Origin of the sequence: Zhongshania aliphaticivorans (assembly GCF_902705875.1) — a bacterium.
In the GTDB taxonomy this organism is placed as follows: Bacteria; Pseudomonadota; Gammaproteobacteria; order Pseudomonadales; family Spongiibacteraceae; genus Spongiibacter; species Spongiibacter aliphaticivorans_A.
Genome location: NZ_CACSIK010000001.1, coordinates 2,776,206 through 2,801,699 on the forward strand (window position 1 = coordinate 2,776,206; position 25,494 = coordinate 2,801,699).

Annotated in this window: 26 protein-coding genes; 11 read left to right on the forward strand and 15 right to left on the reverse strand. The window is 47.2% G+C overall.

Features of this window, described 5'->3' with window-relative positions; genetic code table 11:
* Positions 1-35 precede the first annotated feature (35 nt).
* The 4 genes from AELLOGFF_RS12445 to AELLOGFF_RS12460 all read left to right on the forward strand — a co-directional run bounded on the left by AELLOGFF_RS12445 (position 36) and on the right by AELLOGFF_RS12460 (position 3,311).
* Positions 36-767 (forward strand): hypothetical protein, encoded by a 732-nt coding sequence (locus tag AELLOGFF_RS12445; protein ID WP_159269038.1) that lies wholly within the window; start codon positions 36-38, stop codon positions 765-767.
* 65 nt (positions 768-832) lie between these two features.
* On the forward strand, positions 833-1,984 hold the full coding sequence (locus tag AELLOGFF_RS12450) for an iron-containing alcohol dehydrogenase (protein WP_159269039.1): 1,152 nt from the start codon (positions 833-835) through the stop codon (positions 1,982-1,984).
* Complete coding sequence (locus AELLOGFF_RS12455; protein ID WP_159269040.1) at positions 1,981-2,421, forward strand: acyl-CoA thioesterase; 441 nt, start codon at positions 1,981-1,983, stop codon at positions 2,419-2,421. Before AELLOGFF_RS12450 ends, AELLOGFF_RS12455 begins: the two co-directional genes overlap by 4 nt.
* A 35-nt stretch (positions 2,422-2,456) precedes the next feature.
* Positions 2,457-3,311, forward strand: coding sequence for an acyl-CoA thioesterase (locus AELLOGFF_RS12460; RefSeq protein ID WP_235035718.1), 855 nt, complete (start codon positions 2,457-2,459; stop codon positions 3,309-3,311).
* Between the two features lie 85 nt (positions 3,312-3,396).
* On the opposite strand, the gene AELLOGFF_RS12465 is transcribed toward AELLOGFF_RS12460, so the two are convergent.
* Together AELLOGFF_RS12465 and AELLOGFF_RS12470 are read right to left on the reverse strand one after the other, a co-directional pair.
* Positions 3,397-3,615 carry a TetR/AcrR family transcriptional regulator C-terminal domain-containing protein gene (locus AELLOGFF_RS12465; RefSeq protein WP_268818556.1) on the reverse strand — a complete coding sequence of 73 codons (219 nt, stop codon included), beginning with the start codon at positions 3,613-3,615 and terminating at the stop codon, positions 3,397-3,399.
* Between the two features lie 30 nt (positions 3,616-3,645).
* On the reverse strand, positions 3,646-4,605 hold the full coding sequence (locus AELLOGFF_RS12470; RefSeq protein ID WP_159269042.1) for a LysR family transcriptional regulator: 960 nt from the start codon (positions 4,603-4,605) through the stop codon (positions 3,646-3,648).
* Positions 4,606-4,754: 149 nt separating this feature from the next.
* Between AELLOGFF_RS12470 and AELLOGFF_RS12475 the strand changes: the two genes are divergently transcribed.
* Positions 4,755-5,600: a DUF4437 domain-containing protein gene (locus AELLOGFF_RS12475; protein ID WP_159269043.1), complete on the forward strand. Its 846-nt coding sequence runs from the start codon at positions 4,755-4,757 to the stop codon at positions 5,598-5,600.
* Between the two features lie 182 nt (positions 5,601-5,782).
* Here the strand turns inward: AELLOGFF_RS12475 and AELLOGFF_RS12480 are convergent, their stop codons facing one another.
* The 13 genes from AELLOGFF_RS12480 to AELLOGFF_RS18105 form a co-directional block, all read right to left on the reverse strand.
* Entirely contained in the window at positions 5,783-6,838 is a 1,056-nt protein-coding gene (locus AELLOGFF_RS12480; protein WP_159269044.1) for a YHYH protein, read from the reverse strand.
* A gap of 450 nt (positions 6,839-7,288) precedes the next feature.
* Positions 7,289-7,552, reverse strand: a complete 264-nt coding sequence (locus tag AELLOGFF_RS12485) for a Txe/YoeB family addiction module toxin (protein WP_159269045.1) — start codon at positions 7,550-7,552, stop codon at positions 7,289-7,291.
* Complete coding sequence (locus AELLOGFF_RS12490; RefSeq protein ID WP_159269046.1) at positions 7,549-7,791, reverse strand: type II toxin-antitoxin system Phd/YefM family antitoxin; 243 nt, start codon at positions 7,789-7,791, stop codon at positions 7,549-7,551. The genes AELLOGFF_RS12485 and AELLOGFF_RS12490 overlap by 4 nt, the downstream gene beginning before the upstream one ends.
* Before the next feature lie 173 nt (positions 7,792-7,964).
* Positions 7,965-8,516 carry a hypothetical protein gene (locus AELLOGFF_RS12495; RefSeq protein WP_159269047.1) on the reverse strand — a complete coding sequence of 184 codons (552 nt, stop codon included), beginning with the start codon at positions 8,514-8,516 and terminating at the stop codon, positions 7,965-7,967.
* 79 nt (positions 8,517-8,595) lie between these two features.
* On the reverse strand, positions 8,596-9,327 hold the full coding sequence (locus tag AELLOGFF_RS12500) for a TIR domain-containing protein (protein ID WP_159269048.1): 732 nt from the start codon (positions 9,325-9,327) through the stop codon (positions 8,596-8,598).
* Between the two features lie 559 nt (positions 9,328-9,886).
* A complete protein-coding gene (locus AELLOGFF_RS12505; RefSeq protein ID WP_159269049.1) occupies positions 9,887-10,654 on the reverse strand; it encodes an enoyl-CoA hydratase-related protein in 768 nt (255 codons plus the stop codon).
* Positions 10,655-10,696: 42 nt separating this feature from the next.
* Entirely contained in the window at positions 10,697-11,368 is a 672-nt protein-coding gene (locus AELLOGFF_RS12510; RefSeq protein WP_159269050.1) for a nitroreductase, read from the reverse strand.
* Between the two features lie 5 nt (positions 11,369-11,373).
* On the reverse strand, positions 11,374-12,525 hold the full coding sequence (locus AELLOGFF_RS12515) for a CaiB/BaiF CoA transferase family protein (protein ID WP_159269051.1): 1,152 nt from the start codon (positions 12,523-12,525) through the stop codon (positions 11,374-11,376).
* Between the two features lie 89 nt (positions 12,526-12,614).
* Positions 12,615-13,436, reverse strand: a complete 822-nt coding sequence (locus AELLOGFF_RS12520) for a crotonase/enoyl-CoA hydratase family protein (protein WP_159269052.1) — start codon at positions 13,434-13,436, stop codon at positions 12,615-12,617.
* A gap of 29 nt (positions 13,437-13,465) precedes the next feature.
* Complete coding sequence (locus AELLOGFF_RS12525) at positions 13,466-15,097, reverse strand: acyl-CoA synthetase (RefSeq protein WP_159269053.1); 1,632 nt, start codon at positions 15,095-15,097, stop codon at positions 13,466-13,468.
* 119 nt (positions 15,098-15,216) lie between these two features.
* Complete coding sequence (locus tag AELLOGFF_RS12530; RefSeq protein WP_159269054.1) at positions 15,217-16,380, reverse strand: thiolase domain-containing protein; 1,164 nt, start codon at positions 16,378-16,380, stop codon at positions 15,217-15,219.
* Positions 16,380-17,438, reverse strand: coding sequence for a thiolase domain-containing protein (locus tag AELLOGFF_RS12535; RefSeq protein ID WP_159269055.1), 1,059 nt, complete (start codon positions 17,436-17,438; stop codon positions 16,380-16,382). Before AELLOGFF_RS12535 ends, AELLOGFF_RS12530 begins: the two co-directional genes overlap by 1 nt.
* Before the next feature lies 1 nt (position 17,439).
* Positions 17,440-18,417: a Zn-ribbon domain-containing OB-fold protein gene (locus AELLOGFF_RS18105; protein WP_159269056.1), complete on the reverse strand. Its 978-nt coding sequence runs from the start codon at positions 18,415-18,417 to the stop codon at positions 17,440-17,442.
* Positions 18,418-18,635: 218 nt separating this feature from the next.
* Between AELLOGFF_RS18105 and AELLOGFF_RS12550 the strand changes: the two genes are divergently transcribed.
* From AELLOGFF_RS12550 to AELLOGFF_RS12575, 6 genes are all read left to right on the forward strand, one after another.
* A complete protein-coding gene (locus tag AELLOGFF_RS12550) occupies positions 18,636-19,106 on the forward strand; it encodes a YbaN family protein (protein ID WP_235035719.1) in 471 nt (156 codons plus the stop codon).
* A 406-nt stretch (positions 19,107-19,512) separates the two neighbouring features.
* Positions 19,513-21,303 (forward strand): hypothetical protein, encoded by a 1,791-nt coding sequence (locus AELLOGFF_RS12555; RefSeq protein WP_159269057.1) that lies wholly within the window; start codon positions 19,513-19,515, stop codon positions 21,301-21,303.
* A gap of 349 nt (positions 21,304-21,652) precedes the next feature.
* Positions 21,653-22,306: a TetR/AcrR family transcriptional regulator gene (locus AELLOGFF_RS12560; protein ID WP_159269058.1), complete on the forward strand. Its 654-nt coding sequence runs from the start codon at positions 21,653-21,655 to the stop codon at positions 22,304-22,306.
* 16 nt (positions 22,307-22,322) lie between these two features.
* The gene (locus tag AELLOGFF_RS12565) at positions 22,323-23,684 is read left to right on the forward strand and encodes a cytochrome P450 (RefSeq protein WP_159269059.1); all 1,362 of its coding nucleotides are present in this window, start codon (positions 22,323-22,325) and stop codon (positions 23,682-23,684) included.
* 165 nt (positions 23,685-23,849) lie between these two features.
* The gene (locus AELLOGFF_RS12570; protein ID WP_159269406.1) at positions 23,850-24,257 is read left to right on the forward strand and encodes a MerR family transcriptional regulator; all 408 of its coding nucleotides are present in this window, start codon (positions 23,850-23,852) and stop codon (positions 24,255-24,257) included.
* Between the two features lie 32 nt (positions 24,258-24,289).
* Entirely contained in the window at positions 24,290-25,459 is a 1,170-nt protein-coding gene (locus AELLOGFF_RS12575; RefSeq protein WP_159269060.1) for an isovaleryl-CoA dehydrogenase, read from the forward strand.
* The last annotated feature ends 35 nt before the right edge of the window (positions 25,460-25,494 follow it).

Consider the following 25,494-nt stretch of genomic DNA (forward strand, 5'->3'; position numbering starts at 1 on the left):
TATTATTTAGCTTACCAATACTGTTAGGAGGCCTCTTGCGCCGATTATTTAAGTCCCCTCTCTACCCAGTAGCCCAACTGGCTATTGCCACAATACTCAGCGTTGGCGGTACAAATAGCAGCCATGCCGAAATGAGTGTTTCCACCCATATATCCACCATTGGCCCCGGTATAGAGCTGTCCTACAAAGTTAATTCAGGGTTTGGTGTTCGCGCCGCATGGCAGCAGCTATCAACCTCTTTTGACTTTCAGCCCGAGGACGAAAACGGCGTACCCGGCGACGAATTAAAGTATAGGGGCGACCTAGACCTGAAAAATGGCAGTATTTTTGCCGATTGGTACCCCGCTAATAATGTATTCAGAATCACCGCGGGTATTTTATTAAATAATAGCGGCACCACACTCACTACCAACTGTGAGACCAATACCTCTGACGCTATTGCTACCAACAGCTGCGAAGTGGGTGGAACAAGTGTGCCCAGCGGTGATATTGCAGAGCTTCGTACCCACATTGATTTTGAAGAAGAACTCGCGCCCTATATTGGTATAGGCTGGGCTTTTCAAAACAACCCGCACTGGCATTTCAATATAGATTTAGGCCTAGCTTACCTTGGTCAAGCCAACGTCGACATACAATCGTCGGGGTCTTGCAATAGCTCCAGCGCATGCCGGGCTCAACTTGATGCTGAAGAACGCGAAATTGAAGAAGACATGGAATCACTTGAAATTTTTCCTGTTGCCAAGCTGGGCTTTGGCTATCGCTTTTAGCACCGCTCAGCCTACTTTACATTCAATATAATAAACGCGTCCCGCACTGCAGAGACTAACTTGTCATGACTACTTTTGAGTTTCACACCACAAAATCTATTGTCGTTGAGCGTGGTTCCGCAGCGCGTCTTGCTACACATATTGCCGACATGAACTGCCAATCGGTGCTCGTGATCAGTGACCAAGGGGTTATCGGCGCAGGCCTATTAACCGCCATGCTAGCTAACATCGAACAAAGTGATATTGCTGTTTCAGTATATTCAGAGGTCGTCGCCGATCCCCCTGAATCCGTTGTGGAGCGCGGCATATTGGCAGCAAGGGCATATCGAGCAGATTGTATTGTCGGCCTCGGTGGAGGCAGCTCCCTAGACACAGCCAAACTCATCGCACTACTTGGCAATAGCGATCAAAGTCTAGCCGACGTTTACGGTGTTGATGCCGCCAAAGGTCAACGCCTGCCGCTGGTGTTAATACCCACAACGGCTGGCACCGGGTCAGAAGTAACAGGCATTGCCATTGTCACCACCGGCGAAAACGAGAAAAAAGGCGTGGTGTCACCGTTATTGCTACCCGACATCGCCCTGCTAGATGCCGAATTAACCGTAGGACTACCCAATCATGTCACCGCGGCAACAGGAATTGACGCCATGGTACATGCCATTGAAGCCTTCACCAGTAAGCGGCTCAAAAACCCGATTTCGGACAGTCTCGCCAAAGACGCCTTACGCTTGCTCGCCGCCAATATTCAAATCGTCTGCCAACAGGGCAACAATATTCAGGCACGCGAAAATATGCTGATCGGTTCATGCCTAGCCGGAATGGCATTTGCCAACGCACCGGTCGGCGGCGTACACGCCCTCGCCTACCCCATTGGAGCACTGTTTCATGTTCCCCACGGTCTGTCTAATGCATTGATGCTAAACGCGGTAATGCGATTCAATTTACCCGAGGCAGAAAGCGAGTATGCCGAGCTCGCCAATGTGGTATTTCCAACACTGCAAGGCTCCGCACAAGAGCGCGCGTTAGCATTAATAAACTACTTAAAAGACCTTGCTAGCGAACTGGGTATTGCCACGTCACTGCGAGAAGTGGGTATTGATGAAAAAGACCTAACCGCCCTAGCCGAAGATGCAATGAAACAGGCCAGACTCTTAATCAATAATCCCCGCGAGATTTGTTTAGCAGACGCTAAGGCACTGTATAAGGAATCACTATGAGCGAGAACCCCCCGATACCAAGCCGCAGTGAATTTCCGCACTTTTGCGAAATTCAAACCCGCTGGCATGATAATGACGTCTATCAGCATGTGAACAATGTCATTTACTATTCCTTTTTTGACACCGCCGTAAACGAACACTTAATCGCCAGTGGCGTCCTAGACATTGCAACAAGCCCGACCATCGCCCTCGTGATAGAAACCCAATGCCAATACTTTTCATCGGTGAGCTTTCCTGACAAGGTGAGCGTTGGTCTTAAAGTCGCACACCTAGGCAATAGCAGTGTTCGTTATGAAACCGCGCTCTTTCGCAATGACGACAGCCAAGCGTCTGCCCTAGGGCGATTTGTCCATGTGTACGTAGACCGCAAAAGCAATCGTCCAGTGCCGATTCCTGAACCTGTACGCCAAGTACTCCAGCGCATCCAGCCTGAATAGCCTCATTTAAGAGACCTCTGCCTATATCAGATTCATTGCAGCAACTTATTGCCCTACTCAGCCTAGAGAAATTAGACGAGAACCTCTATCGAGGTCAGTCAGAAGCAACCGATTGGGGGCGGGTCTACGGCGGTCAGGTCATTGCCCAGGCGCTATCAGCCGCCGCTCAACAAGCCGACCCCGCCCGCCATATTCACTCCTTCCACTCTTACTTTCTACGGCCGGGTGACCCAGAGCATCCGATCATCTTCGAAGTCGAAAGTAATCTTGATGCAGGCACCATTTCAAATCGTCGAGTGAAAGCAGTGCAATGCGGTAAAACCATCTTTTTTATGACCAGCTCTTTTCAACTCGACATCGACAGCTTCGATCATCAAAGTGAAATGCCCGAGGTAGCCGCGCCAGATTTTTTACCACAGGAACTTGAGCTACGCGAAGAAGACCTGCGCTATGCGCCCGAAGAATGGTTGCCAAAATTTAACGCCGTGCGCGCCATCGATTTTCGCTCAGTGGATTATTACGACTTAAAAAATCCCGACCACGGCAAACCGACCAAGCAAACCTGGATGCGACCCAATGGCCGCTTACCCGACAACCCCTGTATTCACAATTATATGCTTGCTTACGCCTCAGATTTTTTCTTTTTAGCCACCGCCAGCCAGCCTCACGCCGTGTCGTTTTTAACCGACGACATGCGCATGGCCACCATTGATCACAGTATGTGGTTTCACCGGCCCTTCGACTTTAACGACTGGCTACTCTACGACATGGAAAGCCCCAGCGCCTCAAATGGCCGAGGCTTTGTGCGCGGAAAAATATACGACCGCGCCGGCCGGCTGGTCGCCAGCAGCACCCAAGAAGGTATATTGCGGAAAAAACGGGGAAACTAATTCAGCTATAACTACTGCGCAACTGCATAACTGAACCGAGACTAATAGGGCCCACCCTGCCCAAACATCGGCCTGAGCGGCTAACTTAAGCTTGGTAGGTACTGAGCACCATTGTGACAGTGCGCTCAGCTAAATCATGACGTTGCGCCGCGCTCAATATCGGCGAAGTTTGCAGCAGCTGCGGCCAAAAGCTGCTGCCCTTAATCAAGCTGTGGATTTGTTCACTGGCAATATCAACGTTGAGGGGCTTGAGCCTGCCGTCCTTCATTGCCGCTGTTAACCAGCGAACAATCGCCGTGTACAAAGAATTGTGGGATTAAAAAGCGAGCAAAAATTAATTTATAGCCGCATCTGGCCATTCTTCTTCTGCCAGTACCTTATTAGCTATCAATTGCTCTCTCCGCTCACTGATAGTCTGTTTAAGTTCGTCGCGAATAAGCCGAATAGCCGGTGAAATTAACTGCCGGCTGGGCAACACCAACCACATTTCAGTTAAGGGTATCTTATATTCTGGCATCAGCCTTTTCAGCCTGCCGCTCAATAAGTCTTGTGAGACATCTATGGCTGACTTTTTTGCTATACCCTCGCCATCAACACACCAACGTCTAACAATATCGCCATCGTTAACGGCGCGGTCACTGCGCATTTTCACTTTGTATTTTTGCGTATCGTCATAAAACGCCCAGGTGTCGTGGACCACTTCGTAGAGCTTATAGAGCAGCGCGTTATGCTGGGGAAGATCGTCCGGAATTAATGGCTCGCCATATTCGGCAATATAGTTAGGTGCGGCGCATACCACGTGAGGTATATTACATATTTTAAACCCGTATAAATTAAGATCTTTTGCCGCGTCTTTCGTTATAGCACGCAAAGCAACATCTATCCCATCGCGATAAAAATCCGCTCGACTATCACTGGCATGCAAGCGCAAGGTAACCGCGCTGTACTTGGCCATAAACTTATTAAGCAAGACACGCATTAAGTTTCGCCCCATTTCCGACGATACCGCCATGCGTACTTCGCCACTTATCGCATGCTGCTCTTCGGTAATTAAGACCTGGCCTTGCTGAAGCAAATCCAAGGCTTGCTGACAAAACGGCAAGTAGCGCTCACCTTCAGGGGTAAACCGCAATTGCCGAGTTGTACGCACAAACATCTGCGCGCCTAGCGCTTGCTCAATACGCTTCAAAGACACACTAGCCGCAGATGAGCTCATATCTAACTGATTTGCGGCGGCGGTAATAGAACGAAGCTCGGCAACCTTTAACAGTACTTGTAGATCAGCAATTTTCATCGAGGTCTCTGGTGCTTAGCGTAAAGGGAGAACAACAATTACAAGGTCATTATCCACGTTTTAACGAAAGTGTATTGTAGATTCACCCATTTATAGAAGGAATACCAGCTCTTACTATATTCACATCGCCACTTAAGAGAGACGTTCAAATGTCACGATTATCCAGCGTAGACAAGCAAACCCGAGTGACAGCCTTAGCAACCGCTTTTGTAACAGCCCTCTTATCCCCGGCCGTTTCCGTTGCCGATGCCTCCTCAAAGGTCGTTGCCGCCAGTAACATCGAATGGGGCTACCTTAACCCGCTTCGTGGCGATAAGAGCCCAGGAGCCGCAGACCTCTGGGGCAATCGCACTCTCGATACCGCCACCGGTATGCTGGTTCGCTTTAAGAAGGGCTTTGAGTCACCACCACATATTCACAATATTACTTATCGCGGGATTGTGATTGAGGGCCAAATGCACAACGACGACCCAAATGCTGAAAAAATGTGGATGCCAGCCGGCTCGTTTTGGACACAGCCAGCTGGTGAAGATCACACCACTGCCGCGAATACCGAGACAAACCTAATCTATCTTGAAATAGACTCTGGTCCTTACTTGGTGAAACCGTCGACGGCACAGTTTGATAACGGTGAGCGCCCATTAAACCTGCATAGAGATAATATTGTTTGGTTAGGCGACAGTGATCTAAACGACATTCAAGCTAACGGCGTGCAGTCCACCTATGTGTGGGGAAGCACCGCAGACATGAACGGCTCAATGATTAAACTACCCGTGGGCTTTGATGGCGAAATTATTACAGACGCCAGCGAATTCCGCGCCGTGCTGATTTCGGGCAGCCTTGACTACAGCTCAAAAGACCAAGCAGCGCCGCAGCACCTCAGCGCCGGCAGCTATGTGGAATCAACAGGAGGCTTCACTCATAAAATGAAAAACAAGGGCAATACCGAATCAACGCTTTATATTCGTACCAATCGTAGATACCAAGTAAAGTAAAACTCTATGATTTGCTGGCCAGCTTTTTATTAGAATTCATCCGTAAAAAACTAGCTGTTTCATACGTCGTCATCTAGATCATTTAACTATACAGCGTGTTTATAGCCTTGAACGTTATTAAAGTCATAAAAAGCGGCCAAGACCAAAAATCCGATATTAGAAAAACTCCCACTGAATTTTCACTACTTTACTTCAGGCTTATCGGCGGAAGGCTGGCCATCTGGGTGCGCCCCATGAGGTGGCGGTCCCATTGGATGTGCGCCATGAGCTGGGCCTTCGGGACTAACCGTTTCCCCATGAAAACAGCCAATAAATTTGTTCTCGCTTGGGCTAGCGGCATGGTAGTGATAGCCTCTGATTTCATCAGTTTGACCACGGCATTCATCAAGTGCCCCTGCCTCCTCTCCCGCAGCGTTTTTCAAGGCATAAATACCATAACCGTCAGACGCATAACCCACCAAAGGCGCGTGACCGTCATCATTCATTAATTTATCTGTGCATCCCGTTGTAGAGTGATAATGATAGCCTTGGTGAGCGTTAATATGCCCGCCACAATCATCGAAGGCGGCTATCGTATAAGCCCCCAGAATGGCATCAACAGGTGCTGCAGCGGATAACTCGCTACCATCTAGGGCGATACCCACTGTGTGCACTCGGCCTACATTCTTAGCAAGAATGGGCGTCGTTGGAATCAGGAAGCTACGAGAAAAGTCGTCATCGAGGTAAGACAACTCGCACTCGATACAATTTTGCATATACTCTTCTTCAACATCGGGCTTAGCGGCCCCTAAGCAGGCCTCTTTTGTTGCGGTATAACGCACCTCGTTTGTCTTCGCGTCATACACCATCCATTTTTCGTCACCATAATAATCACCAAGTTTGAGAATAAATTCTCCAGTGATGTCGACTAGATCGCCCATGCCATCTTTATTAAACCAGGCTCCACTTACATCAGCACCATCACTGGTTTTTCTAGGGCAGAATGGCCCCGGCGTTCGTCCTGCTGGCGCGCCATCAGTTATTAGCTGATAACAGCTTGTTTTTGTACCTTCAGCGGTCTCGCAATCAACAATTTTAGGCTCTTGAGAAAATGCATTCTTTGCGAACATAGAAATATCTATACCCTTAGCCGCAATTATTGTTTTCTTCACTTTATCAGTGCCCTCACTACATCCAGCTATCGTTAGCGCGCAAAATACAAAGACACTGACTAAAAATGGACTGTTTGTTAGACGCATAATTTTGCCTTTTTCGAATATTCTCGAAGATACTTTAATTACAGTAAAACCCCTTAAGAAAATACAGGGACAAACCAATCGGCAAGGATGCCACGATTGCTTGTTCCGAGCTACCAGCACCATATTACACGGTGTAGTGCCCACCGGATAAAAACCTTTGTTCTAAAACCCCTGTTTTAAAACCTTAGTCTGATAAGGACGACTGTTAAAAATGATGGGGGCCAACTTATAGTAAAGTTGCTTTATCGTGCGTAAAAAACGACTGCTAAGGTAAATTAGCGGACAGTGCCAAGGTAAATTGAAGGAAAAAATCCATCGAAAGCGGACGGTGAGAGGAGTAATTCTACGGACTCAACGCCTCGGACACCGGCTTGGTGAACTTGGCGGTTTTTTTGGAACAAAAAAGGTGAAAGCTTAACCAAGTCCGAGTGCTTTGATTTGTTATAGCTTTTACTCATAGTGAGTCCACAGCCGTAGAACTTTAACCGCCTTATCTGCTTCCAGTATCTGGTACACCAATCGATGTTGGATATTGATTCTCCGGGAGTACGCTCCCGCCAAGTCACCAATAAGCTTTTCAAAGGGCGGTGGATTCTGAAACGGATCTTGCTCGATGATTTGTAACAATTCCTGAGCTTTGCTCTTAAGCCCCGACGAGGCGAGTTTGCGTGCATCCTTTTGAGCTTGCTTGGTGTAGTAAAGCTGCCAAGTCACCAATCAAGCTCCTGATCGCACTCGTCAAGCCCAGCCTCGATACCCTCGCGGATAGACTCTCTCATGCCAGGCACAGCCAGCAAGTTGAGCGTTTCGTTTATGGCGTTCCAATCCTCTTCCGCCAAGAGGACAGCATTCCCTCTTTTCCCTGTAATAACAATAGGTTGATGGCTAGTAGACGCCTCATCAATCAAGGCATAGAGCTTGGTGCGGGCTTCTGTAGCGTTCAGTGTAGTCATAAGTCACCTCCGATCCTAAAACCGTACGCCTAAACGTACGCATTGTCAACTGACAGGCTATAACGCCTTTGTCAGTTGCGTTTTGGTTCTAGTGATTTTTGTGCAAAGATGGCTGAAGGCCGTGCACAAAAAGGAGCGAAAACCAAAACATCGGCTGGACAAACTTGTTAAGCTTATATCTCTTCATGGTTAAATCGTATCGGCGCTGGCGTTAACCCCTTGCCTCTAAACCGTGATTCGATTTCCGGGATGAGAAAGTTATACATTCTAGAACATTGAGTGCTACATAGATTGATGAAAAACTCCATGTCGGACTTATTAAGTAGTGGTGTAGTTACACCAAACATAGGTTCATCTAATTCAATACTATGTTCACCAACCGTTAAAATCATACCTGTTGGGTAGATATAGAGCTTATTGTTATCTATGTCGCTATGGGCAACTACGTTATTTCTATAGTTGAGAAGGATTTCGTGATATTTTTTATCAATGTCGCTTTCAAATCGGTTCCATCTTTTTGAAGATCGGCCTAATCCCTCGCTAGACATAAATGGCCGACAATATGAAATAACAGCGCCGAAAAGTAGAGTCTGATAGAGATTGTCTGCTGGCTCAGAATCGAATTTATATATAGCCTCAAAGCCTTCTTTAGCGCATTGAATATCTCTTGCAGCTACGGCGACTCGATGAATTTCTAGTTTCTTGTTTTTCTCGATTATATCCAAATATTTTTTCTCTAGCTTAACGCTCGCAGCAAGCGCGCCGCTTTTTGGCGTCGTCTTGCCTGCGCTTGCTATAAATCATTTAGTAATACTCCGAAACATACTCAAACTTAAAAATGTTCACTCCGGCGATATTAACTTTGTAGGAAGTGTTTCGTTGCAGCACCGCAGGTAGCAATCTTTTTGTTGAACCAAGTTCCAATTTTAAATGGTTGTCTACATCAATATATTTTATTGCTACACCTTCTTGCGCTTCGTTTGACAACCATGCCTCTAGTAGGACGATCTTGTCATTTTCATCAAAGTTATCGTGATCATTTGCTGGGATTTTTTGCGCCAAATCTTCTTTTGGCTTATAGAATCCCTGAAGTTTCATAGCCAGACGTATTTCGTGGCACGCTGGTCCCAAAGCAGCTGCGATCTCAGACCTATCTCTTTCACCGGAGTATTTTGCAGGAGTTACTCCGACTAGATCTGATGGTATATGCAAATCAACATTGTCCGGCATTACGATAAAACAGCGTCTTTTCCCTAGCCTTCCAACAAAAAGACCCAGCTCAAAGATAACATTGTCGCGGACAGTGTCGCTTACATCCCCTCGCATAGTAGTTTCGTCGTCCGGACTAAAAACAAAAATTCCAAAATCCGATGAATCTAGAGCTTCTGTAATTGAATCTAAAGGGGTAACTGACAAGGAAAATACTCCCTGACTCCAAATAGTCAAATCCGCATCATGCTGAAGGTTTACTTGTAATGGATACGCGATATCCAGGCCTTCTACAGACGACGCAACAAAAACTTTTGGATTCTTCAATTTATTACCTCAATTCGAGTGATTTATAACATTTTTATTATAAAGACTGGGGCCTTATATCACTTTGGCTCCCTATCTTCGGAGCCGGATTTTAAATGGCGTCAAAAACCATAGCAATATCATTCACTTGATTGTATTTAGTTGAATTGACTATTGGTGTTAGCAAGACTCACTCCCTCTATTTTTCTTAAATCCCTTTTCCTGATCATAAACCCATACCTTAAGAAATCAACAACTTAGATTACGATCTACGGAATTAGTGAGCCCGCTTCTACTGAACAAGCTCGTCGCTGACGTGAACGATTTGTCCTGCCGGAGAACTTGGCTTTCTGACTGTCCGCTAATATGACGGATAACTGCTGACGAATATGTCCGCTTAGTGAGGTGGATTCAATATGGGATAGCTCGCGGTCAAGTCATGAGTAAACGGACGCGGCATATTTGGCTTTTCATCGCCCAAAACCTCAATTTGGCCATTTTATGGTTCAAAGTTAGGTCAATTTATGGGTGAATCGACAATGAAGAATATTGCGCTAGCTTTTGCTAGCGCAATGTAGAACTACTTCCTAAACTGTTTAAAATCGGGTTGGCGTTTTTCCATCAGCGCCACTACCGCCTCAATATTTTCTGGCGAGCCCGCTAGGCGCGACATGCCCTCTAACTCGCCTCCCATTGCCGAATGAATCGCCGCACGATGGACATTACGCATTAGTTTTTTTGTTTCGACCAGTGAGGATATAGGCCATTGGGCTATTTCTTTTGCTTTGGCCATCGCCTTCTCAAGTAACTCCTCGTCAGTACAAGCTGCTGTCGCAATACCAAGCTCTACGCTACGCTCAGCGTTAAGCCATTCAGAGGTGTACATCAATTCTGCTGCTTTACGCGCGCCAATAATTGCCTGTAGCTGATAGCTGCTCCCCCACTCCGGCACCAAGCCCAAGGCTGTAAATGGAAAACGTAGCCGCAAACTGGCACCAACATAAACAACATCGGTGTGCAGTAATAATGTTGCACCACCACCCACTGCAACCCCTTTTGCGGCACTGATAACGGGTTTATTAAAATCGACTAAGGTCTTGGCCGAAATTGTAAAAGGATGCTCCCCCTCGGTCTCTGAAAAATCGTTCAGGTCTACACCAGATGAAAAATCATCTCCCGCCCCAGTAATAACAACACAGGCTACCTGTGGATTATCTTCAGCGGCAAGCAAGGCATCTCTAAACGCTAACCATTGCTCAATATTAAAAGCGTTCTTTTTATTTGGCCGATTTAAAGTGATGAGCAACACGCCATCACTATCTAATTGCTGTATTACCGTATCACTCATCTGACTCTATTATTCCTATTATTCAAGGCTATATGAAATCACTTAAGTATAAAAAGTGACCGTTTCTGATAGATCCGCACGCGAAGTACGACAATGGTTTACTGATTTATCTTGGTCTTCGTAACCAAAAGACAAACCAAAAAGAAGTTTATTAGCAGGGTCTATATTCAGTTGCTGACGCACTAAATCACAATTAAAGCTCAAGGCGGTTTGCGGGCAACTTGCCAAACCATGAGCGGACAAGCTCAACATTAAGGTTTGAGCATACATTCCTAAATCGGCTGCTTCGCGAAGGCCAAACGGCTCAGGAAGAAACAAAAATGCCACGTGTGGCGCACCGAAAAAGGTATAATTTTTCATGAATTGTTCATTGCGCGCTATTTTGTCCTCACGGCTAATACCCATAGCAGCATACAAATCGGCAGCCGCTTGATATTGCCGTTCCTTATAAACCCCCTCATATTTACCGTCGTAAGGAAAATCCATTGTCCACTCTCCAGCACTGAAAGCAGCTGGAATTTTACTGCGCAAATTCTCAACACTCTGGCCACTCGCCACAGCCACATGCCAAGGCTGTGTATTACAGTTAGATGGTGCTCGCTGAGCAGCGGTAAATACTGACTGTATTATGTCTGCAGGAGCAGGTTTTGCTAGAAACGCACGTACTGAGCGCCGCTGATTCACAACCCTTGAAAATACATCTACATCATTCATGGCTTTCATTCCGCTTGCTTAATAACACCTTTAACGACCATATCAGCGATCACCTTTTCATGCATACCTAAGCTGGCTAAGATTGAAAGTGTATTTTCGCCTTCCGCTACCGGAGAGTGTTGTATCGTGCCAGGCGTTCTTGAAAAACGCGGCGCCGGTGCCGATTGCAAAACCTTGTCACGACGAATAAGATTTTTTCGATAGGCATTATGCGAAAAGCTTTCTGCCTCATCCAAATCTAACACCGGAGCTGCGCAGGCATCACTTCCGGAAAATAACTCAGCCCATTCATCTCGTGTTTTTTCTAAAAACTTTGCGGCCATTTTCGCTCGCTGCGCAGGCCATTTGGCCTTATCCATTTGGGTGGAATAATCGCTGCCGCCAAAATCTAAGTCCAGCGTTTCTAGTAATTGTGAATAAAAATGAGGTTCAATGGCGCCAACCGACATCGAGCGACCATCTCTGCATAAATAGCTGCGGTAAAATGGAGCGCCGCCATCTAGTACATTATTCTCCCGCTCATTCGCCCAAAATTGAATGCCTTTTAAGCCGTGAATGGTGCTTAACAAAGAAGCTGTTCCATCGCAGATTGCGGCATCAATTACCTGCCCAAGACCAGACTGATGACGTTCCTGCAACGCGGCTAAGATACCTAGCAATAGAAACATTGATCCACCGCCAAGATCGCCTATCACGTTGAGGGGCGTTGGCGGCGCCTCGCCTGCCGCACCAAAACTCGCTAACAAACCACTAATAGCAATGTAGTTAATATCGTGACCAGCCGTTTTTGCCATAGGGCCATCTTGCCCCCAGCCCGTCATTCGGCCATAAATTAATCTAGGATTACGTTTACCACAGACCTCAGGCCCCAAGCCTAATTTTTCCATCACTCCGGGCCGATAACATTCAACCAGAACATCTGCTGAGGCAATCAACTGTAAAACAATATCGATTCCTTCGGGATCTTTTAAATTTACGGCAATTGATTGACGACCACGAGCGGTGACATCACCGGGATGGCCATCCAAACCACCACCATTGATACGATCTATGCGAATGACCTCAGCCCCGAGATCTGACAATAACATACAGGCATACGGTGCCGGTCCTATCCCCGCCATTTCAATAACACGTAAGCCTTGCAAGGGACCCGACATAGGCAGTCTCACTATGGATTAAATATTAAAAGGAAAAAGTAAACGACACGGTAGGCATTCGCACATTGAATACCTACCGTACAAAGGTGTTATTCGCCCACAAATACCGCTGGACGTTTTTCTTTAAATGCACGCATTCCCTCTTTGGCATCCTTTGAGCCAAAAACGGGGCCAGCGAGTTCATCTGATTTTTGCATGGCATCATCTTCTGCCAAATGTTCAGTGTGCTCGCGCAAAGACTTAACCACAGCCTTCACCGCTAGCGGACCATTAGCACAGATTTTCTCTGCCAATTTCTTGGCTTCGTTTAAGGTTTCGCCTTTTGGAACAACACGGTTAATTAAGCCAAAATCCAAAGCCTGTTGTGCTGTTACATGCTCACCTAACAACAATATTTCAGCGGCTAAACAATAGGGAATTTGCTTTCGTAAACGAATCGTAGACCCCGACATGGGATACAGTCCCCGCGCCACTTCGGTCACGCCAAAAATGGCATCTTCAGCGGCAACGCGAATATCCGTGCCCTGAAGAATTTCAGTCCCCCCAGCTAGCGCATAACCCTCTACGGCTAGCAGCAAGGGCTTGCAGGGACGGTTTTCACGGAGCAATGCCTGCCAATGAATATTGGGTACGGTGGCCATTAAGTCCATAAACTCTTGGGTGGCTCCTTGGTCACCGTCAGGCCCTGTTTTTAAATCCATGCCTGCGCAAAACGTATCGCCATTGGCGGTTAAAATAGCACAGTGAAGACTGTCGTCTTCGTCCAGTAATCGCCACGCTTTATATAAACCCAAAAGCATTTCAGGGCTAAACGCATTTTTTGCTTCAGGCCTGTTAAGCGTCACAATCAACACATTTCCGTCTTGCTCGACAATGCAATTCTTGGTACTGATGGCTAACTCATTTGCCATAATACAAGTCACTCCGTAATCAATTATTATTAGGCGACCGCACCCTTGCCACTCTCAGCAAATTTTTTGGCGGTTTTATAATCTGGTTTACCGCTGGGCGCACGGGGCAATTCATCAATAAGATGGATTTCCCTAGGTACTTTGTAGCCAGCAATATGCTGACGGCAATGCTCTTGAATATTATCTAAGTTTAGATCGACACCTTTTCTAGCCTGAATGATGGCACTAACCCGGCTACCCCATCGTTCATCATCAACCCCTACCACTAAGGCATCAAAAATTCCGCCATGGGCTTTGAGGGCATCTTCAACTTCTTCTGGAAATATCTTTTCACCGCCGCTGTTTATACAGTTAGAGCCACGCCCAAACACGGTGATAGAACCATCGCTTTCTAGCTTTGCCTCATCCCCGGTAAGCAACCAGGTTTTACCTTCGACTTGAATAAACGTCTTTGCCGTTTTTTCTGGGTCGTTATAGTAGCCATTGGGAATGTAGCCAGCGCGAGCAAATATGCCGGACTCGCCCAATTCGGCATGACGCGGACTAGCGCCATCCGCATCTACAATCACATCCATAAAGTCGGTGCGAGTGACATTACCTAAGCCCGATGCCGTTTTCTTACTGCCATTATCCATACCCATTTGGCCGCCTTCAGACGATCCAAAACTATTAGTAATGAATACATTGGGGAAATATTTTTTAAACGCCTCTTGCTTGGCCTCTGAGAAAATTGCGCCGCCGGAGCCAACATTAAAGACTGCGCTTAAATCCCAACGATCTTCGTTATCTACCAAGGCATCAAGCAATGGAATCGCCATTGCATCACCAACAATCTGCACCGCATTCACTTTTTCATCTGCCACAATTTGCCAAACGGCTTCACCGTTGAATGAGCGCTGATGATTAAGAATAAGGGTGTTGCCAGCTAATAGCTGTATACAGGCATACCACCACGAAGCACCGTGCATCAGAGGTGCTAAGGCAATTCCCCGCAATGGATTTTCAGTCACTCTGCTGGCAATATCTTCTGGCTTTTCACAGGCGCCCAGAGGTGAAAAATGACCGCCACCACCCATGGCTGCAAAAAATACATTCTCATGGGGCCACATTACCCCTTTGGGCATACCCGTGGTGCCACCGGTATAAAGAATGAAATAATCATCAGCAGACCGTTCTGCAAAATCTCGGTTTTTATTTTGGCCTTCACGTGCGGTGTGATAATCAACGGCATCGATCGATGACAGATCCGCGTCACTGTCATCGGCAACCGAAATATATAACTTCAACGTTTTTGCTGCACTGCGCACGTCTGCAATAGCAGGAATAAATTCGCGGTGATGAATACAAGCCACCATGTCGGCATTATCGAAAATATAAAGTAACTCATCTTTAACATAGCGATAATTAACATTGATAGGCACTGCACGAATTTTAAAGCAGGCAAGCATAGCTTCTAAATACTCGCTGCAGTTGTACATATACAAACCAACATGGTCACCCGCTTTGACACCATTTGCCGCCAAGTAATGCGCCATTTGATTTGCACCAGCATCCAATTCGGCAAAGCTTGAGCGGTTATTACCACACACTAAGGCTTCACGCTCTGGCACTTTATCAGCAACTATTTCAAATAAATCTGCAAGGTTAAATTGCGCAGCCATGCTTTACATCCTTTATTATTTTCAGCGAGATATTCATCAATATATCAACCGTCAACCCCAGCCACCATCCTCTCAAAAGACGAGAGCACAGTGGCCAAAACAATCGGCAATTTTAGTCTTTACGCCTTTGCTGAACTCACTACCCACATTGAGAAGAACTGTGCACCGCCACCGTAGGCATGGCCTAACGCTGTTTTCGCACCGTCTACCTGATGACCGCCAGCTTCACCACGCACTTGCTGCACGGCCTCGGCAAACCGAATCATGCCTGACGCGCCAATGGGGTTAGACGACAGTACACCACCAGAACAATTCCACGGTATATCACCGCCCTCGATTAAGGAAGTTGAACCGTTCATAGTCAGCTCCCAACCTTTACCTTCTTCTGCAAAACCTAGGTTTTCTAGCCACATGGGTTCGTACCATGAGAACGGTACGTAAACTTCAGCGCAGTCGAAATCTTTACGCGGATTGTGAATCCCCGCCTGCGCATAAACATCTTTAGCGCAATCAATACCCGCCTGTGGATTGACTTGCTCTCGCCCTGCATACATCGTTGGTTCAGAGCGCATTGCAGTGCCACGTATCCACGCAGGTTTGCGGGGTGACTTACTCGCTAACTCTTCGTTGGAAATAACCATGGCACAGGCGCCATCAGAGGATGGACACGCTTCCAAAAAGCGGAGCGGCTCCCACAGCATAGGGCTGTCTTCCACTTCTTTCATGCTAATTTCTGGCAGTTGCAAATGCGCTAATGGGTTTTTGGCACCATGCAGTCTATCCTTTACCGCGACCTTTATACCGGCATCGTAGGGGGCATTTGAACGACGCATATATTCGCGAATAATAGGCGCAAAATAACCACCCGCCCCCGCATTTAAATGCGGCGAAAATGGTTGCGGATTAGAGAGCGCCCACATTGCATTAGATTCAGATTGCTTCTCAAAAGACACCGTTAAAATGCGTTTAAACACACCGCTTTGCACATACGATGCCGCAACCACCGCCGTGGAACCGCCCACCGAACCCGCAGTGTGAACCCGCAACATAGGCTTGCCATTACAACCCAATGCATCAGTCAGATACAGCTCAGGCATCACCACGCCTTCAAACATGTCTGGGGCTTTACCAATAATCACCGCGTCAATGTCATTCCAGACTAGGCCCGCATCTTCAAGGGCGTTCACGGCAGCTTCTCGCACCATGCCGGCGATAGAAACGTCTTTGCGTTTTGTTTTATATTTTGTTTGACCTACGCCAACAACAGCAGCTAACTGAGCCATTATTTCGCCTCCAGTACGGTTACTAGGTTTTGTTGCAAGCACGGCCCCGAGGTAGCATGAGCAACACCACGCTTGGCTTCGCCACGGATTATCCGCATGGCAACTTCACCAATACGCGACAGGCCTGAGGCCATCATGACATTACCCGCAAGCACTCCACCTGATGGGTTTATTACGGTGCTGTCACCCAGACCCAAGGCTTTTTTAAGAATAATTTCCTGATGACTAAACGGGGCATAAAGTTCTGCCACGTCGATATCACCTTTGTTTACACCTGCGGCTTCACCAGCAATTTCTGTTGAAACAGAGCGGCATAAATCGCGAGAACCGATATGATGAGTTTCTATACGGTGATCAATGCCTTTTATTAACGCGTAGGGTTTACCCCACTCTTCGGCCTTCTCTACTGTGCAAATAATCATTGCACAAGCACCATCTGAGATAGGGCAGCAATCGTGTTTACGCAGTGGCGACACATAGCTCGCCTCTTTTAATAATTCTGCCGCACTCTGCTCACCCTTTAACTGTGCGTGCGAATTGGACAGGGCATTTTTTCTTGACCGCGCCACTACTTCAGCCATATCTGCTTCAGTAATCTCACCAGAATCCAACATCGTTCTGGCCTGCATTGCGGCAAACGCGATGCTGTCTACCCATAAGGGCGCTAAGTAATAAGGATCGAGTTGTTGTGACAAAACAATGGGCAACTCCCCAGGCGAAGACTTACCAAAGCCGTACAGCAATGCAGAGTCGGCATGGCCCATTTGAATTTTCAGCCATCCTTCATAAAGCGCCCATGCCGCATCCATTTCTACATGAGATTCTTTAATCGGCGGTACTGCTCCAAGGGCATCAACACCAGCTACAAAGGCAAATGCTGCCCCTTGCTGATAATCACAGCTACCTGAGCAGGTAAAGTCCACATCTTGCGCACTCTCAATCCCTGTTTGCTTAAAGACCTCACTCAGCACCGGCATTATGAGTTCTACTTCATTTTGCGCGCCAGCATCTCGCTGACAATCTGACTGCGCAAAGGCAACTATCGCAACATCACGCATGTTATTGACCCTCTTTAATCATTTTACCAATCTGGTTCACCGGCACATCCGGCTCATCAATAGGTTTAAAGTACTGAATATTTTCCATCGCAAAACCCCACTCTTCCTTGGGTTTCCAGACGGCTTCCACCCGCATTCCAATTCGTACATCTTCGTTTTTACATTCACTAAGCAAATGCAAGAAACTCAAATTCGCGCCATCCAATACCAAATTGGCAATCACATAAGGCGGCTTGATTGGGTTTCCAGGAATAGGGATATAAACAATGGTGAACGACTCAACGGTCGCCTTGTTCCCTAACGTCACTTCTTCTTCGGTCGGCACACCACAGGCCGCACAAGATCCGCGAGGAGGAATATAAACATTGCGACATTGAGGACAGCGCTGACCAACAAGCTCGCCTTGTTTAAGTGACTGCAGATATCGCGCCGTGGCCTTACCTGCAGTAAAGTTGTAGGTTAAATATATGGGGGCTTCCACGCCGGTAATCGGCTCATCAGATGCTGCTGGCTTTAGCTCACCGAGCAAGGCAACCGCCTCCGGCACAAAACCATTGACGTCACTCATCAAGCCCTTGGTTTCTTCAGCCCAACGTACTTTTACGCGCATTCCCGTGCTCATGGCCGCCTCGTCACCGGCATCTACCCAATGCAACATGGGGGTATCGGCGCCATCAAGAAGGATCATCGCCCAAGCAAAAGGCTTATCACTGGGGTGGGCCTTACGCGGCTCCTTAACCCAGCACCACGTTTTGACCATACCCGCGTCTGCCACATCGACAAACTCACTCAGTGCATCCGCACTCACGGGATCAAACTCCAGCGGTGGCATAAGCACTTTGCCATCACTGGCTTTAATACCCACCATTTTGCGCGCCCGCAATGAGGTCAAAAACTGCCCCACAATCGGCCCGGTGGATCGCGTATAGGTATAGCCCAGCGTAAAGGCCTGGCTAAGAATTTCAGCCGATGACGACATTCGGTCTCTCCTTTGTATACAGATTAAGTCAGTCGCACACATCATTAAGTGCACCACTGCCCCACTTGGCACAAAGTATCTATGTCGCCTTTAACCCAGACAATGTCGCTGCTGATCAAGAAAATGACAAAAACGATCAAGCCCTAATTGGGTGTCAACTTTTCACTATCAATTCTCTTTCGCGCCACCGTCACAAATTTGATAAGGTGGCAGCGCAAATGCCAGAACGAGAAATAATGAAAACACCGTATCAGCACACCAACCCCGCCATACGCTACACGCTATTTATTATCGGCTGGATTTCTTTTGTTCTCGGCATGATCGGGGTACTTCTACCGGTGGTTCCCACCACCCCGTTTTTACTACTCTGCGCAGCCTGTTTTTTACGAAGCTCGCCTAAATTTTATGTTTGGCTAACTGAGCACCGCTGGTGGGGTAAATACATTCGCTACTACCTTAACGGTGAAGGCATTCCACGACGCGTCAAAGTCGTCATCATCGTCATGTTATGGATAACAATTTTAAGCAGCGCCTTACTGATTGTTAAAATTTACTGGCTTAGCGTAATGATGATTTCCGTTGCGGTAATCATGACGATTTACTTGATTAGGCAACCCGAACCAAAGCAAACAAAAGAAACAGAGCCCAGCTCGAGGCACCTTGATTCTAGTGGTTCAGATACGGAATAACAGCACTTGGCATTACCCTTTAAATCGACAATATTTCCCAAGAGATATAATTAAAGAGGGGGAGCTAAATGCCCCTCAAAAATCAAAATCCATTTTAGCCAAAACCCCCTCATTTCAGCCCACGACTTTCTCCTAACGGGTAATTAACACGTAAACTTTAAATAGCGCTTAAAACGGCTAAAGTTCACCTTGCTTAGCGCGGTCTTGAACTTTAGTATTTCAGTTAGAAGCCATTCACCCTATTTTGTTGCTTTCACGTCATTTCACTCAGCTAAACGATGTGACCCAATAGCAATAATTTCATTTAGGTAGGCCTATTAGGTTTTAAACAACATAACGCGTGTACAGGACCCAACTTCGCGTACTCAAGACTACTCTCGCCGACATTTGACGAAGGACGTTCTACATGACTTTAGCCACACGCAACTCATCCAGACTTTTCTATATTGCCGCCCTTCTCCTCACGCTTACGTTTTTATCCGGCTGCTCTATAAACGCAAGGCAGTTCGCATGGTCTGCCTATGAAAACCGCGATGCATCAATAGATAAATGGGTCATGCTCACCCCCAGAACAGAGCGTTCACTGTTACTGGCCACCTATGCCTCCACCCACTACACCCGCTCAAACCAGTTAGCTTACGATAGCGAGCTTATCTCCAGAGATACCCCCGTCATTCTCGCTTGGATAGAGTTCAGCGAAGTAGATCAACCCATTCCACTCTACCGCTATATTATTCAACCCTTAAAAGCGATCACCGCTGAAGAATTGCTTTTACAGGGTAAGTACATCACCAATAACACCCACAGAATTAAACACCTACCGGCAAAAACCCCCTCAAAAGTCACTAACGGCGCGGTGGTCACCGACTGGCAATATTGTTACGACTGCATTGTTACACTACCACTAGAGCAACTTAACCCAGCGAATATTTCCTACCTCCGCGAGGAGTTCAAAATAACGATGGCAAGAAAGCCCTTGGCTGCAATTGCATTCTTCAATGACCCCAAAGAAATACCTTATTTAAAGTCTCGCTCTTCAATGACCGTTTATTCTGGCGACGAAGCAAGACAGCAACAAGCTCTATTAGCGGATCATGTCGCTGGCTTGTCAGGGGCAATTAGCGAGGCCAAAAAAGTCGATGAGCTCTATCGTCAGTTCACTAAGAACGAACACAAACCACTAACATTTGAGTATTTAGCGGAAAAAGCAGGCTGCCCGAAAGATATTGCCAACCCCAGAGAGATAAATGGCGACCGCCGCAGTCAATCAAATACCATTATTCGTATCAATCTTGACTATATTGAATGTAATTCTGAAGTATTGGAGCGTTATGACATTGCGCCCTACCTTGCAAAATATGAACAACTTGTTGCCCGCGAAAACACCTTATGGGAGCGTTCCAGCAAAAAGGAACGCCACAGCCTCACCCACCCTGAGCGAACCATAAATGGTGTATTGCAGTCTATAGACATGGCCAAAGACGGTATTGAATCTGCCTACAGCGAGCTTGATCTTGCTGATAAGCTGGACGCCCGCAACCGGCAACTTGAGGCCTTTGGCCAGCAAAATTGGGCAAACACCCTCAATGGTATACAGGCACGCAATGACAAAATAAGGGCGCAATACCAACAAACCCAGAAAATGATTCAAAACGCGAAGCGCAGCCAGTATAAGCCGAGCAAAAAACAGAACGAGACCAAAACTACCCGGCAGCCTTCTCAAGCAGCAACAAGCACACCTAAGCCCGGCGCCGCGGCTAAGAGTGAAGAAAACACTTCACAAGCAAGTGCAACACCATCAACACCCGCTAAGGCCAATTCCAGTTCACAGGCTGCCGACAGCAGCGCCACTGCTAGCACAGCACCTTCGTCATCTTCACCGATGGATAATCAAGCTAAACAAGCCACCAAGAAACCAAACAACTACGTGGGCTCCGGCCGCGATTACCCCTTTAGCGGCACCAGCGGTCAATTTTTCAAACCAGAACTCTCAGAGGAGCTAGCCAGATTAAATTTGATGAACCAAGCTTCCGACTTCTGTGGCAGCGGCATGAAAACAGAGATTCGCTGGTCTGACGTTGTTTGTGAGCCGTCGGTGTCCGAGAAAGGTAAGGTCAGGTGCTCCGTTGACGGCTTGGTTAACTGTTATGAGAACTTATGCGACGTAGCCTACTGCGGTACCGCACCCGAAGACTGACACCTTAACTTGCCGGTGCAAGGTGACCCAGAGTTTGTCACCCGAACACAATGCAGACATGCCCAAACAGTTCTGGCGTTCTGCTCGCAAGAGCAGAACCAAACACCCCACCTAACAGCCAAGAAGCCTTAAAACCCACCAAGCCCTTTGCAGCGCCCATACTATTCAGTTATTAATCTCTGTCGTGAAACGAGATAAGCCCGGCCTCCTATTACGTCCCAAAAGATGTGGATTGAGTAAAGCAGTGATCAAATAGTGCTCGGCATTCTAGCTAGCTTTGCAAATAAAACTTGACGTCTTGCCTGTGCTAACTCAATATTAAACACATGTTTAATATTGAGTTAGCACAGTGGATCTACCCGTAACCCCAAGACGCCGTGGCCGCCCCAAAAAAAACGAAGCACCCGCGCTGTCTATTGAGCAACTATTGGATGCCTCTGCGGATATTTTTGCCCGCGACGGTTATGACGGGGTGTCCCTGCGTAAGCTGCAGGATGAGCTAAACGTTAGCTACACGTTTTTCCATCATCATTTCAGCTCCAAAGAGCTTCTCTGGCAGGCGGTGGTTGACCGCTTGTGTGGCGAGACCACCGCCAGGGTTTTAGACGTCTTACAAAATATTGACGAGGAGCACAACGAGCTTGATGCCCTCAAAGAAGGTATCGCGGTGTATATTCGCAGCGCCTTTGAACATCCCGCGCTCCACCATATTTGCCAACAGGAGTCACGCTGCGAAGGACCGCGCTTAAGCTATATTTACAAGCATTATTATGGTCCAGCCTGGCAATTAATTAGCGATATGGTTAAGAAGGTCGACACCCTTAACATCATTAAAGACATCCCCATAGAGACCTTGTTTTTTGTCGTGCAATCGGCCACCGCACCCATTGTGCAATTACCTTTTTATCAGCGGCTCACTGGCACAAATGAGCTACCGCCAGAATTTGTAGAAAATCATATTCAACAAACTATCGACCTGCTGTTTCACGGTTGGCACAAATAATAAAACGGAGACCTATATGAAAACTTCCACGGATTATTTAGATCTACCCCGTAAATCTACCGACGACCTAGCCCATATACCTGGCGATAAAGGTGCCTTACCCATCCTGGGCGACACCGTTGAGTTTTTAACGGATTACCTTGGATTAGTATCTCGTAAAAACAAACTCTATGGGCCAATTTTTAAAACCAATGCAATTTTACAACGCTCTGTTGCCCTACTAGGGCCGGAGGCAAATGAACTGGTACTAAAAGACAGCGGCAAAATTTTTTCCAGCAAAAAAGCATGGGACCCACTACTAGATCGCCTCTTTCCAGACGGCTTGATGCTTCGCGATTTTGATGAGCACCGCTTTCATCGCCGCATACTGCAAGCCGCATTCAAGAAAGATGCCTTGCAGGGTTATCTAGATGATATGAACCCCCGCATGCGCGATGGGGTGGCAGACTTTCCCAAAAATAGCGAATTTGGCTTTAAAGACAGCATCAAATCCTTATTACTCGATGTTGCCGCCCAGGTGTTTATGGGTGTCGAAATGGGCAAAGAAGCTGATGCCGTTAACAAGGGTTTCTTACACGCAATGGAAGCCTCTGTTGCTGTAGTAAAACTCCCCATACCCGGTACCACTTGGCAAAAAGGCTTGAACGGCCGCAAGACCTTAAAAAACTTCATTGAAAAACATATTGAATCTAAGCGCGCCACAGAGAGTAGCGACTTTTTCTCTAAGTTCTGTCATGCCAAAGACGAAGATGGCAACGCACTGAGCAATGAAGCCGTGCGCGACCACACCATTTTCTTACTCTTTGCAGCCCACGACACCACCACTAGCACCCTGTGCTCAATCATCTACGCCTTAGCCAAAAACCCTGAGTGGCAAGACATCTTGTACGAAGAGTGCAAGCAAATTGACGGCGACCACCTAAGCTATGACGACCTACCAAAACTAGACAAGGCGGCGCTGGTTATGAAAGAGGCGCTGCGGATGTACCCACCGGTTCCGGCCATTCCTAGACGCCTGATTAAAGAAACCGAAATTATGGGCTACACCTTGCCAGCTAACACCGGTATTGGTATTTCACCGCTGTTTACGCATTACATGGAAGAATGGTGGACCGAGCCCAAGAAATTTGACCCTGAACGCTTCTCCGCTGAACGAGCAGAACACAAACGCCACCTCTATCAATGGGTTCCCTTTGGCGGTGGCGGACATAAATGTATTGGCCTTAACTTTGCCGAAATGCAGGTGAAGCTGTTTATGTTCCACCTACTGCGCCACTACACCATCAGCGTGAAGCCAGGCTATGAAATGAAGTACAACGCAGTGCCCATATCCTTCCCTACGGACGGCCTGCCAATTACCCTAAAAGCACGAAAATAAACCTCTAGCCGGCGCACTGTCTCTTTAACATTAAATGAGACAGTGCAACCCACTTCCCACGCAGTAATCTCACCCCTCAAAAAACAATACACCACCAAGTTGACGTTAACGTTAACTGACGATAAAGTAAGCCCTACTTTAAATCAGCCAAGCGTCCTCCTCATGATGGCAAACAAAACTTACAGCATCTCAGATCTCGCCTCAGACTTTGACGTTACTACTCGGACGATACGTTTTTATGAAGAAAAAGGCTTATTAAACCCACAGAGAAATGGCCAAACCCGTATTTATAGCCCGGCAGACCGTATCAAACTGAAATTGATTTTACGGGGCAAGCGTCTAGGCTTATCGCTGGAAGAAAGCAAAGACATCATTGAGATGTACCACCCTGAACACGATAACAGCCCCCAGCTCCTTAAATTAATTGAGAAAATACGTGAACGCCGGCGGTTGCTAGAACAACAACACAAGCAGCAATTACAAGATCTAGAAGACATGATTGACGAACTCAATGAAGCCGAAGAGCGCTGCCAAGAAGCGCTTACCGTGATGAATAAACCACAAAAAAATTAAAAGCATTCCACTTTTACTTAAAGGACAAGCCCATGATCCCCTCCTACCCCACACTGAATTTTGGATTAGGCGAAGACATTGAAATGTTACGCGATGCCGCCGCACAATTTGCGCAAAGTGAAATTGCGCCTCGCGCCGAAAGCATCGACAAAGACAATGAGTTCCCACTAGATTTATGGAAAAAAATGGGCGACATGGGGCTGCTGGGTATCACCGTATCCGAAGAATACGGTGGTAGTAATATGGGGTATCTAGCCCATGTGATTGCGATGGAAGAAATTAGCCGAGCATCTGCATCTGTAGGTCTTTCTTACGGCGCGCACTCCAACCTCTGCGTCAATCAAATATTCAAGAATGGCAACGACGCACAGCGTGAAAAATATCTGCCCAAATTATGCTCTGGCGAACATATTGGCGCCCTAGCCATGTCTGAACCAAATGCGGGTTCTGACGTTGTAAGTATGAAATTAAAAGCCGATAAGCAAGGCGATCACTATGTGCTAAATGGCAATAAAATGTGGATCACCAATGGCCCCGATGCCCACACTTACGTTATCTACGCAAAAACAGATATTCACGGCGGCCCCCGCGGTATCACCGCTTTTATTGTTGAACGCGATTACCCCGGGTTCAGTCGTTCACCCAAACTCGATAAATTAGGTATGCGTGGCTCAAATACCTGCGAGCTGGTATTTGAAGATTGCCACATTCCCGCCGAGAACATTTTGGGCAAGGAAGGTGACGGCGTAAAAGTATTAATGAGCGGCCTCGACTTTGAACGCACCGTGCTCTCCGGCGGCCCAACGGGGATTATGCAAGCCTGCCTAGATGTTGTTATTCCCTATCTACATGACCGAAAACAATTTGGCCAAAGCATAGGTGAGTTTCAATTAATGCAAGGCAAACTGGCCGATATGTACACCGAGCTCAACGCCAGCCGTGCTTACTTATACACAGTGGCCAAGGCTTGTGATCGTGGCGAAGCCAGTCGTAAAGACGCCGCAGCGGTTATTCTCTACACCGCCGAGCGCGCCACCCAAATGGCACTGCAGGCCATTCAAGCCCTAGGCGGCAACGGCTACACCAACGAATTTCCAACTGGCCGTTTGCTAAGAGATGCCAAACTTTATGAAATTGGAGCAGGTACCTCGGAAATTCGCCGTATGTTAATAGGCCGAGAACTGTTTAAAGAAACGCTGTAACTCAATAGAGATTCTACAATTAAGCGAATAGCCTG